Origin of the sequence: Streptomyces sp. NPDC050145, from assembly GCF_044460245.1 — a bacterium.
In the GTDB taxonomy this organism is placed as follows: domain Bacteria; phylum Actinomycetota; class Actinomycetes; order Streptomycetales; family Streptomycetaceae; genus Streptomyces.
The window spans coordinates 448438-464320 of record NZ_JBITJS010000005.1 but is presented as its reverse complement, the minus strand read 5'-3'; the positions used below and the strand labels follow the sequence as shown (position 1 = coordinate 464320).

The following is a 15883-nucleotide window of genomic DNA, read 5'->3' as shown; positions in this document are numbered from 1 at the left end:
CCCCCCCCCCCCCCCCCCCCCCCCCCCCCCCCCCCCCCCCCCCCCCCCCCCCCCCCCCCCCCCCCCCCCCCCCCCCCCCCCCCCCCACCGGCCGGGAGCCGCGCAAGAAACGCGCGGCCCCCGGACCGTAGGCGTTACGCGTCAGCGCCCTGCGCAGCAAGCGCCCGGGACACACCCGCGCGGGACTCCGAGACAAGGCGACGGAGCGCCGCGTTCGGCCCAGCGGACTCCAGCCAGGAATCCGTCGCCGCCAGCGTCGACTCCGAGACCTGGAGCGACGGGTACAGCCCGATCGCGATCTGCTGCGCGATCTCGTGGGACCGCGACTCCCACACCCCGGCCAGCACCGAGAAGTACCGCTCCGAGAACGAGGCCAGCAGCTCCCGCTGATCGCTCTGCACGAACCCCGCGATCACGGCCTCCTGCACCGCGTTCGGCAACTGGTCCGACTCCACGACGGAGGCCCACGCCGCCTCCTTCGCCTCCGGCGTCGGACGAGCCGCCCGCGCCGTCGCCGCGTGCCGCTCACCCGCCGCCGTACGGTCCCGCTCGTACTCCGCGGCGATCTCCGCCTCGTCGTACCGGCCCACCGCCGCGAGCCGCTCCACGAACGCCCAGCGCAGCTCCGTGTCCACGGCCAGGCCCTCGATGACCTCCGAGCCGTCGAGCAGCGCCTCCAGCAGGTCGAGCTGCTCCGGCGTACGGGCCGTCGCCGCGAACGCGCGCGCCCACGCCAGCTGGTGGTCGCCGCCCGCCTCGGCCGTCCGCAGATGCGCGAGCGTCGCCTCCGTCCAGCGGGTCAGCAGCGCGTCCCGGCGGGCCGGGTCCGCGTACAGGTCGATCGCCAGCTTCACCTGCCGGTGCAGCGACTGCACCACACCGATGTCGGACTCCTTGGCGACACCCGAGAGCACCAGGTCCAGGTACGCGCTCGTGGACAGCTCCGCGTCCCGCGTCATGTCCCAGGCCGAGGCCCAGCACAGCGCACGCGGCAGCGACGCCTCGAAGTCACCGAGGTGCTCCACGACGTACGCCAGCGACTTCTCGTCCAGCCGGACCTTCGCGTACGACAGGTCGTCGTCGTTCAGCAGGATCACGGCCGGGCGGTGCTTGCCGACCAGCTCGGCGACCTCGCTCGACTCCGTCGCCGTGACGTCCAGCTCGAAGCGCTCGCCGCGCAGCAGCTTGCCGCTCTCGTCGTCCAGGTCGTAGAAACCGATCGCGATGCGGTGCGGACGCAGCGTCGGCTCGCCCTTCGCGCCCTCGGGCAGCGCCGGCGCCTCCTGCCGGACGGCGAACGAGGTGATGACACCGTGCTCGTCCGTCTCGATCTCCGGCCGCAGCACGTTGATACCGGCCGTCTCCAGCCACGCCTTCGACCAGGCCTTCAGGTCACGCCCACTGGTCTCCTCCAGGGCGCCCAGCAGATCGCTCAGCCGCGTGTTCCCGAACGCGTGCCGCTTGAAGTACGCCTGCACACCCTGGAAGAACTCGTCCATGCCGACGTACGCGACGAGCTGCTTCAGCACCGACGCACCCTTGGCGTACGTGATGCCGTCGAAGTTGACCAGCACGTCGTCCAGATCACGGATGTCGGCCATGATCGGGTGCGTGGAGGGCAGCTGGTCCTGCCGGTAGGCCCAGGTCTTCATCGAGTTCGCGAACGTCGTCCACGAGTGCGGCCACTGCGAACCCGGCGCGTACGCCTGGCAGGCCGCCTCGGCGAACGTCGCGAACGACTCGTTCAGCCACAGGTCGTTCCACCACTCCATGGTGACCAGGTCGCCGAACCACATGTGCGCCAGCTCGTGCAGGATCGTCGCCGCCCGCACCTCGTACGCGGCGTCCGTCACCTTCGACCGGAACACGTACTGGTCGCGGATCGTGACCGCGCCCGCGTTCTCCATCGCGCTTGCGTTGAACTCCGGCACGAAGAGCTGGTCGTACTTGGCGAACGGGTACGCGTAGTCGAACTTCTCCTGGAACCAGTCGAAGCCCTGCCGCGTCACGTCGAAGATCGCGTCCGAGTCGAGGAACTCGGCCAGCGACGGCCGGCAGTAGATCGCCAGCGGCACCGACTGCCCCGTCTCCGCGTTCTCGTACGAGGAGTGCACCGCGTGGTACGGGCCCGCGATCAGCGCCGTGATGTACGTGGAGATCCGCGGCGTCGGCTCGAACACCCACAGGTCGTCCTTGGGCTCCGGCGTCGGCGAGTTGGAGATCACGGTCCAGCCCGCCGGTGCCTTCACGGTGAACTGGAACGTCGCCTTCAGGTCCGGCTGCTCGAACGACGCGAACACCCGCCGCGCGTCCGGCACCTCGAACTGCGTGTACAGATAGGCCTGTTCGTCGACCGGGTCCACGAAGCGGTGCAGGCCCTCGCCCGTGTTCGTGTACGCGCAGTCGGCGACCACCCGCAGCTCGTTCGGCCCCGAGGCCAGGTCGGTCAGCGCGATCCGGGAGTCCCGGAACACGGCGGCGGCGTCCAGCGACCGCCCGTTCAGCTCGACTTCGCGCACGGCGTCGGCGATCAGGTCGACGAAGGTCTCGGCACCCGCCTCCGCGCTCGCGAAGCGGACGGTGGTCACCGACCGGAAGGTGCCACCCTCCTGGGCGCCCGAGAGGTCGAGATCGATCTCGTAGGAGTCAACGGTGAGCAGCTTCGCCCGCTGCTGCGCCTCTTCACGGGTCAGGTTGGTCCCAGGCACGCGGTCATCTCCAATGGCGGTTCTACTGGCGGTCTACGCTTGTGACGTTTCGGGTCATCCTTCCACGAGGGGTACGGGAAGGCGATGTCCATTTTCCGCCGGTGAAACCGCGCACCACGCACCACCGTGGAGGACATGACCAGGTACGACGCACAGCCCATCGCAGCCACCGCGCTCAAGGAACTGCGCACCACCGACGACGCGGGCCGCCCCTGCGCCCCCTACACCGCGACCGACGCAGACGCGGGCTCCCCGCTCCGCTGCTGCCTGCGGCCCATCGAGCCCGGCGAGCGCATCGCCCTCGTCTCCTACGCCCCGCTGCGCCGCTGGGCCGCCGCGACCGGAGCGCACCCCGGCGCCTACGACGAACAGGGCCCCGTCTTCCTCCACGCCGACCCCGAGGACTGCCCCGGTCACGTCCCCGACCCCGACCACTACCCCTTCGACCGCCCCGGCGCCCTGCGCACCCTGCGCCGCTACGACGCCCGCGGCCACATCGCGGGCGGCCGCCTCCTGGAGATCCCCGCCGACGCGACGGCGGGCTTCGACGCAGCCCTCGACGAGGCCTTCGCCGACCCCGAGGTGGTCCTCGTCCACGTCAGGGCGGTGGAGTACGGCTGCCTCCACTTCGCGGTCGAACGCCCACAGGCCCGCTGACCGGGCCGGACCCGGACCCGGACACACGTCAGGGGCGGCCGCCGGAAGAACCGGCGACCGCCCCTGACGACGGAGGACGTGCCCCCTACTTCTCGGCGGACAGCTCCTGCGCCACCAGCTCCGCGATCTGCACCGCGTTCAGCGCGGCGCCCTTGCGGAGGTTGTCGTTGGAGATGAACAGCGCCAGACCGTTCTCGACCGTCTCGTCGCCCCGGATACGGCCCACGAACGAGGCGTCCTGACCGGCGGCCTGCAGCGGCGTGGGAATGTCCGACAGCTCGACACCCTCGGCCGCGCCCAGCAGCTCGGTGGCGCGCTCGACGCTCAGCGGACGGGCGAAACGGGCGTTGACCTGCAGCGAGTGCCCGGAGAAGACGGGAACCCGGACGCACGTGCCGGAGACCTTCAGCTCGGGGATCTCGAGGATCTTGCGGGACTCGTTGCGGAGCTTCTGCTCCTCGTCCGTCTCGTTCAGCCCGTCGTCCACGATCGCGCCGGCCAGCGGCAGCACGTTGAACGCGATGGGGCGCTTGTAGACGTTCGGCTCCGGGAAGTCCACGGCGCCGCCGTCGTGCGTCAGCTTGTCCGCGTCGGCGACGACCTTCTGCGCCTGCCCGTGCAGCTCGGCGACACCGGCCAGGCCCGAACCGGACACGGCCTGGTACGTGGCGACGACCAGCGCCTCCAGACCGGCCTCGTCGTGCAGCGGACGCAGCACGGGCATGGCGGCCATGGTCGTGCAGTTCGGGTTGGCGATGATGCCCTTGGGGCGGTTCGCGATCGCGTGCGGGTTGACCTCGGACACGACCAGCGGGACCTCGGGGTCCTTGCGCCAGGCGGACGAGTTGTCGATCACGACGGGGCCCTGCGAGGCGACCTTCTCCGCGAGCGCCTTCGACGTGGCGCCACCGGCGGAGAACAGCACGATGTCCAGGCCCGAGTAGTCGGCCGTCGACGCGTCCTCGACCGTCACACCGTCCAGGACCGACCCGGCGCTGCGCGCGGAGGCGAAAAGGCGCAGCTCCTCGATCGGGAAGGCCCGCTCGACCAGGATCTTGCGCATGACCGTGCCGACCTGACCGGTGGCTCCGACGATTCCGACCTTCACAACAGGTTCCTCCGTACGTGCGTGCGGCCATCCGGCCTGGGGGTACGTCCATGATGCGTCTGTCCAGACCCGACTTGTCCAATCCATTGTCCGGCCCTCGGGACGCTGTGCGACAGGCCACAGAATCCCTTGAACCTTTCGGGGGCCTCCGGCGTCGTAGGACACACGAAGCAAGGGGGAGGGGCATTGCTGCGGAGCATGCGCAGAGCGGGGCGCGGACGGGCCGACGACCCGCTGGACGCGACGGTCGAGGACCGGGTGCGGGCCGTCCTCTCGCTGGGCGGGGTGCCCTACGCGGACCTGCCGGACGGCGTGCAGCAGGTGCGGCTGCGCCTTCTGGAGCGGGCGGCGAAGGGCCAGGAGGCGCCGCGCGACGTGTCGGCGTGGGCGGCGGTCGTGGCCTCCAACCTGGCCATGGACTGGCACCGGGCGCGCCGCCGGCAGGAACGCCTCGGCGAGCGCCTGGCGTCCCTGCGCCAGGAGAACGCCCGGGACGCGGCCGACACCCGCGTCCTGTCCATGGCGGTCGCGCAGGGCCTGGACCAGCTGCCCGACCAGCAGCGGCAGGTGGTCGTGCTGCGCTTCTACGCGGATCTGCCGGTCCGCGACATCGCGGCGGAGCTCGGCGTGCCCGAGGGCACGGTCAAGAGCCGGCTGCACACGGCGGTCCGGGCGCTGCGGGCCCGGCTGCACGAACAGGAGGTGGTGTGACGTGCCGGACGAGACGCACGAGGACCGGCTCCTGATGCGGGCCATCGGCGGTGAGCCGCTGCCCGGGGACGATCCGGAGACCGCCGCGATCGAGGCCGACCTCGCCTTTCTCCGCGATCAGCTGCACGGCCTGGGCGACACCCTCGCCGCCCGCGAGGAGCCGACCCGGAGCCCGGCTCCGATCCCGGCCCGGGCTCCCGCCCGCCGGCGCCGCCCCTTGCGCATCGCGGTCGGCGCCCTGGTCGCCGCCTGTGCGGCCTCGCTCGCGGGCGGCCTGGTGTGGCTGGGGGTGAACGGGGCGGGTACCTCCTCGCTGAGCAGCGCCGACAAGGCCGCCGGAGCCAAGGCGGGGGAGGACGCCAAGCGGAGCCCCGAGGGCTTCGTGGCCTGCTCGGCTCTCATCGCCGAGGGCACGGTGACCCGCGTCGACCCCGTGCCCGGCACCCGCCAGGACCGGATCACGCTGCGCGTCACCCGGTACTTCAAGCCGGAGACCGGGGCGCGGACGGTGACGTTCCCGATGGACCGGGACGTGCTGCCGCGCCTGAAGCCGGGCGACCGCCCCCTGATCAGCATCCCCGTGGGCTCCCGTGAGCCGGACAACTGGGCCCTGGGCGAGGACCGCACCCCGCTGCGCACGATGGTCGTCGAGGCGCTCCCCGGAGCGAAGAACCTGCCGTGCGACCAGGGCGGAGGCAAAGAAGGCTGAAGCAAAAAGAGAGGCGGGCGCCGGTCACGGAGACCGGCGCCCGCCCCTACCGGGCCACCCTGACTGTTACGGGGTGACCTTCTCGATCTTCACGTTGCCGACGCCCGCGGCGACGCCGCGCTCGTTCAGCAGCTGCACCTGGCCGAAGAACTCACGGCCCTCCGGCGCGGCGGCCGCGGCGGTGACCTGGGCGGTGACGTCCGTGGACGCACCGTTGGCCAGCGACACGGGCTTGGACTCGTCGACCTTCACCGTGCCGAGGGACGGCGAGTAGAAGACGTCGACGTAGTCGTACGCGGTCGAACCGGACGGCACCGAGTAACCGGCGACCTCCACCGTGTACGTACCGGCGGCCGGCTTGTCGATGCTGACGGACTCCTCCGAGTCGCCGTCGGCGGACGAGGCGACCGGCTTGCCGTCCTTGAGGACCGTGAGGTCGAGGTCGGCGGCTTGGTCGGAGACGTTGCCGATGCTGACGTCGAGCCGCTCGGTGCCCTCGGGCACCTCGACGGTGGTCGTCTGCGTGGCACCGCCGGCGATGGTGGGCCGCGCCGACTTCGAGGAGCCGAGCGGACCGCCCTGGAGCTTGCCGCCGTCGATCGCGGCGAAGTTGTTCGTCACCTTCCACGAGACGTCGGCCGGGGTACCGACCTTCGCCTCGGGGAGCGTCTGCACGGCCGGGTCGAACGCGGCACCGAGCGCCTCGACGTCCAGCGTGTACGGGTTGTCGAGCAGCGGCGACGTACGGCGCGACTCGACCTCGATCTCCCAGACACCGGCCTGCGGGTCCGCGTAGGAACGCAGGTCCGGGCGGCAGGTGTTGGCCGGGTTCTCGTAGTTCGGGTAGCAGCTCGGCGTGGAGGTCTCGTCGACCGGAACGCCGTACGGGTGGATGGAGATGAACCGGGTCTGGCTCTTCTCCTTCAGCCCGCTCATCCGCACCTGGAGCGACTTGGCGCCCTCGGGGACGGTGACGAAGTACGAGGTGGTGCTGTTGCGCTGCACCGAGCCCTTCGCCTGGAACGTGTACGCGGGCTTGGCCAGCGGCGTCGAGACGACGACGGTGGCGAGGACCTGCTGGTCGACGCCCTCGGTGGCCGGGTCGTCGACGCGCAGGATCGCGCTGCGCAGACCGGCGGACTCCGGGGTGGCCTGGACCTTGACGGTGACCGGCTTGTTCAGCGGCAGCCACACGCGGGTGGGCCCGGCGATGCGGAAGGTGCCAACGGAGTTGTTCGCGAGGGACAGCTGGTGCAGAACGGGCTTCGAGGAGCCGGAGGTACGGGTCACGGTGACCTCGTAGGTCTTCCGCTCACCGGCCTTCAGGCCACCCTCGCGGTCGTAGAGACCGGTACCGAAGCCGGGCGTCTTGAGCGCGTAGTCGATGGCGGTGTCGACCGGAGCCTTGACCGCGTACGTGTGCGCGGTGGCGCCGTCCCGGATCGAGTCCCAGGCGTCGACGACGTCGATGAGACCGGAGCCCTCGGCGTAGGCCTGCTCGCCCTTGATGTGGTGAGCGGTCGACGTCAGCGCGGTGCGCAGCTTCGCGGGGGTGAGGTCGATCTTCTTCTGCTTGGCGGCGGAGATCAGCAGCGCGGAGGCACCGGCGGCCTGCGGGGAGGCCATCGAGGTGCCCTGGAGCATCGAGTAGCCGGCCGGCAGCGCGTAGCCCGCCTCGGCGACCAGGGAGCCCGGCAGCCAGGTCTGGGTGGTGTTGATGGAGGCACCCGGCGCGGTGATGGCCGGCGCGAAGCCGCCGTCCTCACGCGGACCGCGCGAGGAGAAGGGCATCATCGCGTACGGCTTCTCGACGACGGAGCCGTAGTTGGAGGCCCAGGTCTCCTTGGAGATGGAGGCGCCGACCGACAGCACCTTGTCGGCGAGCCCGGGGTCACCGATGGTGTTGGCACCGGGCCCGGAGTTGCCGGCCGAGATGACCAGCTGCACGCCGTACTGGTCGATCAGCCGCGTGTACAGCTCGGCACGGGCGTTGTTGCCGTCGTTCAGCGCCGGCAGCCCACCGATCGACATGTTGACGATGTCGACACCACGCTTGGTGACGAGGTCGATCATGCCCTCGGTCAGGGCGACGTTGGTGCAGCCACCGCTCCAGGAGCAGGCACGCGAGGAGACGAGCTTGGCGCCGGGCGCGGCACCGTTCATCTTCTTGTTGCCGAACAGGGAGTTGGCGGCGGTGATACCGGCGACGTGCGTGCCGTGCTCGGACTCGATGACGCCGATGTTGACGAAGTCGACCTTCTTGCCGACCCAGTCGCCACCGTACGGATCCATCGGAACGCTCTTGCGGATCTCGACCACGAAGGGCTGCCGCTCGACGACGTCCGTCTTGGGGTCGTCGGTCCCGAAGTACCCCACCTGGTAGCCGTCCTTGTACGGCTTCATGGCGGCGTCGTCGGTGAAGTCACCGTTGTCGTTGACGTCCACGGTGACGGTGCCCTTGGCGGCGTCGTACAGCACGCCCCAGACATCGGTCGTGTCGCCGTCGCGGTTCGCGTCACCCTTGGCGTCGCCGCCCGCGGTGTCGCTCTCCTTGAAGGTGCTGAACCCGAAGGTGCCCGAAGGCGCCTTGTACGTCCGGCCGTTAGCCGTGAACGTGGGCCCGGCGACGGAGGTGACCATCGGCCGCCAGGTCTTGTCGCCGTCCACGATCGGGTCGGTCGCGGTGACCCAGTCGACGATCTTGCGCTCGCCCGTGGTGGTCTTCTGGAGCGCGGGGTGCCCGAGGTCGACGCCGGAGTCGAGGATGCCGATGGTGACACCGCGCCCGTCGGCCTTCGGGTTGTCCGCGACGAAGTCGACGGCCCCGGTCTCGAACGAGGGGTTGTACGGGTTCTTGGCGGCGGTGTCGGCGCCGGGCCCGGCGGCGGAACCGGAAGCAGCCTCGGCCCCCTTGGCCGAGTCGGCGGCCGGAGTCGGGTCGTCGAGCGCGATCTCCTGCCGGAGATCGATGCCGTGCACCGAGTCGAGCTTCTCGGCGGCCTTGATGGCCGCCTCGGCCCGGCCGGTCGGCAGGGTGGCCCGCACGTAGCCGAGCTTGTCGTAGGTGCGGCCGACGGAGCCGCCCTTGACGGAGTCCAGCTGGTCGGCCACGGCCTCGGTCCTGCCGGGCGCGGTGGCGACCATGACGGTCACGTTCTTCTTGCCGTCGGCCTGGGCGTCGGCGAGAAGTTCCGCGTCCTGGGCGCCGAGCTTGTCGCTCGAGGCCTTGACGGCAGGGTCGGCGGCCGGTGAATCGGCGGCGAGGGCCATGGGTATCGGCCCGGCCGCGGTGAGCGCGGCCACGAGGCCGGCGGCGGCCGCGAGCCGGGCCGCGCGTCTCGCACCGGATATCGGCGCGTGCTGGGGATCGGAGGTCATCAGCATCCCAAGGTGAGATCGAAAGGGATCCGGATTTCGGTGCCGGATGACCGCTCAGCTTTACGTAAGTGACCACACTTTGGGGAGACTTGCCCGAGGCGGGTTCAGGCCGTGGCGTAGACCCGCCATACGCCACACGCGGCAAACCGGCACCAAGCGGACCACCGGTCGCACCGTCTCCGTGCGCCGCAACTTTGACATCGGCCACGCGTCATCGCGGAACAGGTCTTAGCGTCAGGGGATGCATAAAGAGCTGCGGGTGGCGGCCTACGCCGTGTGCGTGCGCGACGGCAGGATTCTCCTGGCCCGCTGGGTCGCGGGCGACGGCACGAAGCGCTGGACGCTGCCCGGCGGCGGGATGGACCACGGCGAGGACCCGTACGACACGGTGATCCGCGAGGTCGAGGAGGAGACGGGCTACGCCTTCACGCCCGGCACCCTCATCGGCGTGCACTCGGTCCTGCGCCGCTACCCCCGCAAGCTCGGCAAGGTCGCCGACTTCCACGGCCTCCGCCTCGTCTACGAGGGCGAGATCACGGGCGGCACCCTGCGCCACGAGGAGAACGGCTCGACCGACATGGCCGCATGGCACGACCTGGACGCGGTGACCGAACTGCCCCGCGTCGAGCTGGTGGACGTGGGCCTCGAACTCTGGCGCACCCGCCCCCCGACGGGCCACGTCCTTCCCCGCGAGGTGAACACGGAGTGACGGCCACGGAGCCGCGCCCCACCTTCGCCCCCAACACTGCGAGCCTCCTGATCCAAGTACGCCGATAGGCGACGCCCGTTGCGTCGCCGTTCACGCGCAGGCCACCCCCGGTGCCAAGCATCCAAGACGGAACTTGTCGCCGCGTCCGCACCAGGGGAGACCGCGCCATGCCGCGCACACGCTCTGTCACGCAAGCCGTACGACTGGACCGCCGCACCCTACTGACCGCAACCGGCGCAGCCACCCTCACCGCGGGCCTCGGCTACGCGCTGGGCGCCCCCGGCGAAGCAGCCGCCGGCCCGACGAACCCGCCCGCCACCCGGGCACGTACGACCACGACGCCCGTCACGAGGGCCCCGTACACGCAGGGCACGACCCTGGCCGAGACGGCGACCCCGCACACGGCCCCCACCCACGCCTACCGCCACCTGACCGCGGGCCCCGGCTGGGCGAGGGTGACCCGCGACGACCTGGCGGCCCCGCACCGGAGCAGGGAGACCCGCCGCACACCGCTCGCCACGTTCGTCCAGTTCACGGACATGCACCTCGTGGACGTACAGAACCCGCTGCGCTACGAGTACCTGCGCGGAGCGACGTCCAGCGCCTGGCGCCCCCAGGAGGCACTCTCGGTCGCGGGCGCGATCTCCCTCGTGGAGCGGGTGAACAGCCTCCAGGGCGGCCCGGTGACGGCGTCCCCCCTGCACTGCGTGATGACGACGGGCGACAACACGGACAACAACGCCCGCTGCGAACTCGACTGGTTCCTGAAGACGATGAGCGGCGGCGGCATCACGCCGAACACGGGAGACCCGGCCCACTACGAAGGAGTGCAGAACAGCGGACTGAAGCTGTACTGGCACCCGGACTCCAAGCTCCGGGACAACGACAAGCAGGCCCATGCCTTCCCGCACATCGAAGGCTTCCTGAAGGCGGCGATCAGCCCGCTCCGGAGCCCGGGACTGAACATCCCGTGGTACTCGACGGTCGGCAACCACGACGCGCTCCCCGGCGGCTGCTACGCCCCCGCGGACCCCTTCTTCGCCGAGTTCGCCGTGGGCGACCGCAAGCTGATGGAGCTCCCCACGGCGGACGGCGAGGCGATCTGGGACAACGTGGAGCGCGGCGGCGACCTGAAGGGCGCGGCGTTCAAGCAGTTGCTGACGGCCCGGTCCCGGGAGATGCGCAAGGTCACCCCGGACGAGTCCCGCGCCCCCTTCACCCCGGCCGAGTACCTGGCCGCGCACCTGGACCCGGCGCACCGGGGCGCGGGCCCGCTGGGCCACGGCTACACGCAGGCCAACCTGGACCAGGGCACGCAGTACTACACGTTCACCGTCGCGCCCGGAGTGCGGGGCATCAGCCTGGACACGACGGACCCGGGCGGCCACTACGAGGGCTCGATCGGCGCGGCCCAACTCACCTGGCTGAAGGCCCAACTGGACCGGGCTGAAGCGGACCACGCCCATGTGATCGTCTTCTCCCACCACACGAGCAAGTCGATGCGCAACCTCAACCCGGACCCGCAGCGCCCGCGCGAGAAGCGCCACGGCGGCGCGGAGCTGACCGCACTCCTCGCCGGCCACCGCCCCGTCCTCGCCTGGGTGAACGGCCACAGCCACAAGAACAAGATCACCCCGCACCAGGGCGCGGACGGCGCCCACGGCTTCTGGGAGATCTCGACGGCGTCACACGTCGACTTCCCGCAACTGGCCCGGGTGATCGAGATCGCGGACAACCACGACGGCACCCTGTCCCTGTTCACGACGCTGATCGAATCGGCGGCCCCGTACAAGGCGACCCCCACGCACCTCACCGCGACGAACCTGGCCTCGCTCTACAGGGAGCTGTCCTTCAACGCGCCGGGCGCCCGCACGACGCTGGGCGGCAAGCCGAAGGACCGCAACACGGAACTGGTCCTGCGCAAAAGCTGATTCCAGACCTGATTCACCGGGGCAGGACGACGACGTAGGCCGCCGGATCCCGGTCCCCGGCGGCCATGAGGGCGGTCCGCACCACGGCGGCCTGCTGCTCCATGGACTCGCGGAGCTTGCGCGGGGTGAGGTGCACGACGGTGATCCCGAGCCGTTCGAGGTGCTCCCGCTTGCGCGCGTACTCGATCCAGACGGAGTCCTCCTCCTGCCGGGGCGCCCGCGCGTCGAGCTCGAGGACGACGGACTGGTCGGGCCAGAAGGCGTCGACGCCGCCGAGATGCGGCCCGCCGGGCAGCCGCAGGTCCACGTTCCACAGCGGCGCGGGCAGGTCGTGCTCGCGCACCATGGCGTAGAGCCGGTCCTCGGCGATGGCACGCCCCTCGGCGAGCAAGGAGTCGACGGCGTCCACGACATGAGGCCGTGTCAGCAGTCGTGCCTGCGTCAACTCGCGTACGACGACGGCGGGTTCGCAGAACTGCCCCCGCACCGCCTCCGTCAGCAGCCGCCGCACGGCCGCCGCGTCGCCGAGCTGGGCGACGGCATCGGCGAGCGCCCGGGCGACGGGAGCGACCGGAACTCCTTGCAGCACCACGGGAGTCGGCAGGACGGTGGCCCGCACGATGCGCGCAAGCTCGGTGGACCGCAAGCGCCGCGTGCGCGGCACCAGCACGTCGACGTGATCGACGGAGTTCAGCGGGGGAGCGGAGGCGAAGCCGTGCAGAGCGAGCGCGGCGAGCCCGGTCACCAGGGCGTCGGGCGCCGCCTCGGCGGGACCGTGCTGCACGGGCACGCCACCGGAACTCCCGGCGCCCCGCCGGGTGGGCCGCCCCGCGTACAGCAGCGCGGCACGCACCCGCTCCTCACCGGTCGGCGGACCGGGGTGCAGCAGGAAGACGCCGGGCAGCAGCTGCCGCCAGGGTCCACCGGGCCGGCACTGTTCCTGCGCGGCGGCGGCGCCGACACCGTGGGCCTTGAGCTGGGCGCCGCTCATGACACGCACATGGACACGGTCGAGCTCGCGCAAGGGACGGGGGAACAGCGGGGCGGGGGAGTTGTGGTTCATGACGAGGCCCTTCCCGGCCGGGCCGCCCCCGCTAACCGCTGTTACCGTCCCGTCGACAAAGCCGGACAAGCTCGCCCTAAAGTCGAACGGCCGCCCGGCCGAAAAGGCCAGGCGGCCGTGCGGGTTACGGCCTGTCATACCCGCATTCAGTAACACCGGATGCCAGGGCGCCCCGAAGGGCGCCCCCGCGCACCCGGAGCCGCTACGAGACGGCCGCCCCGGCGTCGCAGTCCTGCCCGCGCAGCGCCCGGGCCAGATCGTCCCGGGCCTCCAGCACGAGCCGGCGCAGCGCGGGCGCCGCGTCCTCGCGCGCGCTCAGCCACGCGTCGGTCGCCGCGAGCGTCGCGTCGGAGTCCTGGAAGGTGGGGAACAGCCCCCGCACCACGTCCATGCCGATCTGGATGGACCGCTCGTCCCAGACCCGCTCGATGACGGCGAAGTACTTCTCGGCGTACGGCGCGGTCAGCTCCCGCTGGGAGGGCTGCTGGAACCCGGCGATGGTGGCCTCCACCAGCGCGTTGCTCAGCGCGTCGGACTCCACGACCTGCGCCCAGGCCTGCGCCTTGACGGCCGCCGAGGGGCGCGCGGCGAGGCAGCGCACCTGGTGCCGCTTGCCGGAGGCGGTGTCGTCGCGGGCCAGCTCGTCCGCGAGGACGGTCTCGTCGGCGACGCCGTACGTGGCGAGGGTCTCCAGGAACGCCCAGCGCATCTCCTGGTCGACCTCGAGCCCGTCGATCTTCGCGCTGCCCTCCAACAGCCCCTGGAGGAGCTGCAGTTCGACCTCGGCGGAGGCGACGGAGGCGAAGAAGCGGGCCCAGGTCAGCTGGTGCTGGCTGCCCGGCTCGGCGAGCCGCAGCTCCTTGACGGCGCCCTCGGCGAGCAGCCGCCCGCCCTCCGCGCGCCAGTCGGGCGCCGCGTAGTGGGTGAGCGCCGAGCGGGCCCAGGCGTGCAGCATCTGCAGGACGCCGATGTCGGACTCCCGCCCGGCGAACCGCAGCACGAGGCCGATGAAGTCGCGGGCCGGCATGAGCGCGTCCCGCGTCAGGTTCCACAGCGCGGACCAGCACAGGGCGCGCGCCAGCGGGTCGCTGATGTCACCGAGCTGCTCGCGCAGCGTGGCCAGCGAGTTCTCGTCGAAGCGGATCTTGCAGTACGTGAGGTCGTCGTCGTTGACCAGGACGAGCTCCGGCGCCTCGGCCCCGGCCAGCTCGCCCACCACGGTGCGCGGCCCGTCGACGTCGACCTCGGCGCGCGCGTACCGCTCGAGGGCGCCCTCGACGGTGCGCCGGTAGAGGCCGACGGCCACGCGGTGCGGCCGCAGCTCCGGGTGCGACGCGGCGGCCTCCTGGACCACGGCGAGCTCGGTGATCCGCCCCTCGCCGCTCAACGTGACCTGCGGGGTCAGCGAGTTGACCCCGGCGGTCTGCAGCCAGGCCCGCGACCAGGACGTCATGTCCCGCCCGCTGGTCTCCTCCAGCACGGACAGCAGATCGCCGAGCTGCGTGTTCCCGTACGCGTGCCGCTTGAAGTAGCGGCGCGCGCCTTCGAGGAACGCGTCCCGCCCGGCGTAGGCGACGAGCTGCTTGAGCACCGACGCGCCCTTGGCGTACGTGATGCCGTCGAAGTTGAGCTTGGCGTCCTCCAGGTCACGGATGTCGGCCGTGATCGGGTGCGTGGAGGGCAGCTGGTCGGCGCGGTAGGCCCAGGACTTGCGGTTGTTGGCGAAGGTGATCCACCCGTTCTCGAACCGGGTCGCCTCGACCATGGAGAACGAGCCCATGAAGTCGGCGAAGGACTCCTTCAGCCACAGGTCGTCCCACCACTGCATGGTGACGAGGTCGCCGAACCACATGTGGGCCATCTCGTGCAGGATCACGTTGGCCCGGCGCTCGTACGAGGCCTGGGTGACCTTGCCGCGGAAGATGAACTCCTCGCGGAAGGTGACCATGCCCGGGTTCTCCATGGCGCCGAGGTTGTACTCGGGCACGAAGGCCTGGTCGTACTTGCCGAAGGGGTACGGGTAGTCGAAGTTCTCGTGGAAGAAGTCGAGGCCCTGCTTCGTCACCAGGAACACGTCGTCGGCGTCGAAGTACGGGGCGAGACCCTTGCGGCACATGGCGCCGAGCGGGATCTCGAGGTCGCCGCGCGTGTAGGTGTCCGTCACGTAGTGGTACGGGCCGGCGACGATCGCGGTGATGTACGTGGAGATCGGCTTCGTCTCGGCGAACCGCCAGACGCCGTCGGTGAGTTCACCGACCCCGTTCGACCAGACCGTCCAGCCCTCGGGCGCCTGCGCGCTGAACCGGTACGGGGCCTTCAGGTCCGGCTGCTCGAAGTTGGCGAAGACGCGGCGGGAGTCGGCCGGCTCGTACTGCGTGTAGAGGTAGACCTCGCCGTCCTCGGGGTCGACGAAGCGGTGCATGCCCTCGCCGGTGCGGGAGTAGGCGCACTGGGCGTCGACGACCAGCTCGTTCTCCTCCGCCAGGTTCTCCAGCTGGATCCGGCTGCCGTCGAACACGGCGGCCGGGTCGAGGTCCTCCCCGTTGAGGGAGACGGCCGTGACGGACGGGGCGATCAGGTCGACGAAGGTGCTCGCGCCGCGCTCGTTCGCCCGGAACCGGATCGTGGTCACCGAACGGAAGGTGCGCGGTCCCTCGCCCGGCGCCTCACCGACGGCGGACCGCAGGTCGAGGGCCACCTCGTACCCGTCGACGGACAGCAGACCCGCCCGCTCGCGGGCCTCGTCGCGGGACAGATTCTCACCGGGCACGGGCGGCACTCCTTCGTGACGTTGGACGGGTCCTTGTGGGACCGTTCGAACGCCTATGATCCTCGCACGCGTCCCATTCGCCGGACATCCGGGAATGGGACCGCCCCGCGAGCGCGTTGTACCCGGGCGTACCCCTTCA

Annotated in this window: 10 protein-coding genes; 5 read left to right on the top strand and 5 right to left on the bottom strand. The window is 71.1% G+C overall.

Features of this window, described 5'->3' with window-relative positions; translation table 11 throughout:
• Positions 1-134 precede the first annotated feature (134 nt).
• Positions 135-2708, bottom strand: a complete 2574-nt coding sequence (gene pepN / locus ACIBTU_RS13535; RefSeq protein ID WP_399126211.1) for an aminopeptidase N — start codon at positions 2706-2708, stop codon at positions 135-137.
• A 135-nt stretch (positions 2709-2843) separates the two neighbouring features.
• Between pepN (ACIBTU_RS13535) and ACIBTU_RS13530 the strand changes: the two genes are divergently transcribed.
• On the top strand, positions 2844-3365 hold the full coding sequence (locus tag ACIBTU_RS13530; RefSeq protein ID WP_399126210.1) for a DUF1203 domain-containing protein: 522 nt from the start codon (positions 2844-2846) through the stop codon (positions 3363-3365).
• An 85-nt stretch (positions 3366-3450) separates the two neighbouring features.
• Here the strand turns inward: ACIBTU_RS13530 and ACIBTU_RS13525 are convergent, their stop codons facing one another.
• A complete protein-coding gene (locus ACIBTU_RS13525; RefSeq protein ID WP_399126209.1) occupies positions 3451-4473 on the bottom strand; it encodes an aspartate-semialdehyde dehydrogenase in 1023 nt (340 codons plus the stop codon).
• A gap of 198 nt (positions 4474-4671) precedes the next feature.
• Here ACIBTU_RS13525 and ACIBTU_RS13520 point away from each other — a divergent pair, with 198 nt between their 5' ends.
• Both ACIBTU_RS13520 and ACIBTU_RS13515 read left to right on the top strand, forming a co-directional pair.
• The gene (locus tag ACIBTU_RS13520) at positions 4672-5184 is read left to right on the top strand and encodes a sigma-70 family RNA polymerase sigma factor (protein WP_399126208.1); all 513 of its coding nucleotides are present in this window, start codon (positions 4672-4674) and stop codon (positions 5182-5184) included.
• Between the two features lies 1 nt (position 5185).
• On the top strand, positions 5186-5893 hold the full coding sequence (locus ACIBTU_RS13515; RefSeq protein WP_399126207.1) for a hypothetical protein: 708 nt from the start codon (positions 5186-5188) through the stop codon (positions 5891-5893).
• 66 nt (positions 5894-5959) lie between these two features.
• Here ACIBTU_RS13515 and ACIBTU_RS13510 read toward each other — a convergent pair whose 3' ends face one another.
• Positions 5960-9271: a S8 family serine peptidase gene (locus ACIBTU_RS13510; RefSeq protein ID WP_399126206.1), complete on the bottom strand. Its 3312-nt coding sequence runs from the start codon at positions 9269-9271 to the stop codon at positions 5960-5962.
• A 241-nt stretch (positions 9272-9512) separates the two neighbouring features.
• On the opposite strand from ACIBTU_RS13510, the gene ACIBTU_RS13505 reads away from it, so the two are divergent.
• Positions 9513-9980 (top strand): NUDIX hydrolase, encoded by a 468-nt coding sequence (locus ACIBTU_RS13505; protein ID WP_399126204.1) that lies wholly within the window; start codon positions 9513-9515, stop codon positions 9978-9980.
• Between the two features lie 167 nt (positions 9981-10147).
• Positions 10148-11911 carry a TIGR03767 family metallophosphoesterase gene (locus tag ACIBTU_RS13500; protein ID WP_399126203.1) on the top strand — a complete coding sequence of 588 codons (1764 nt, stop codon included), beginning with the start codon at positions 10148-10150 and terminating at the stop codon, positions 11909-11911.
• Between the two features lie 13 nt (positions 11912-11924).
• Here ACIBTU_RS13500 and ACIBTU_RS13495 read toward each other — a convergent pair whose 3' ends face one another.
• Positions 11925-12974, bottom strand: coding sequence for a hypothetical protein (locus ACIBTU_RS13495; protein WP_399126202.1), 1050 nt, complete (start codon positions 12972-12974; stop codon positions 11925-11927).
• Positions 12975-13176: 202 nt separating this feature from the next.
• Positions 13177-15744: an aminopeptidase N gene (pepN, locus tag ACIBTU_RS13490; RefSeq protein ID WP_399126201.1), complete on the bottom strand. Its 2568-nt coding sequence runs from the start codon at positions 15742-15744 to the stop codon at positions 13177-13179.
• Positions 15745-15883 lie beyond the last annotated feature (139 nt).

Excerpts from the sequence above, each read along its gene's own strand:
- ACIBTU_RS13530 (WP_399126210.1), top strand. The coding sequence starts at position 2,844 with ATGACCAGGTACGACGCACAGCCCATCGCAGCCACCGCGCTCAAGGAA.
- ACIBTU_RS13500 (WP_399126203.1), top strand. The coding sequence starts at position 10,148 with ATGCCGCGCACACGCTCTGTCACGCAAGCCGTACGACTGGACCGCCGC.
- ACIBTU_RS13510 (WP_399126206.1), bottom strand. The coding sequence starts at position 9,271 with ATGACCTCCGATCCCCAGCACGCGCCGATATCCGGTGCGAGACGCGCG.
- ACIBTU_RS13505 (WP_399126204.1), top strand. The coding sequence starts at position 9,513 with ATGCATAAAGAGCTGCGGGTGGCGGCCTACGCCGTGTGCGTGCGCGAC.
- ACIBTU_RS13520 (WP_399126208.1), top strand. The coding sequence starts at position 4,672 with ATGCGCAGAGCGGGGCGCGGACGGGCCGACGACCCGCTGGACGCGACG.
- ACIBTU_RS13495 (WP_399126202.1), bottom strand. The coding sequence starts at position 12,974 with ATGAACCACAACTCCCCCGCCCCGCTGTTCCCCCGTCCCTTGCGCGAG.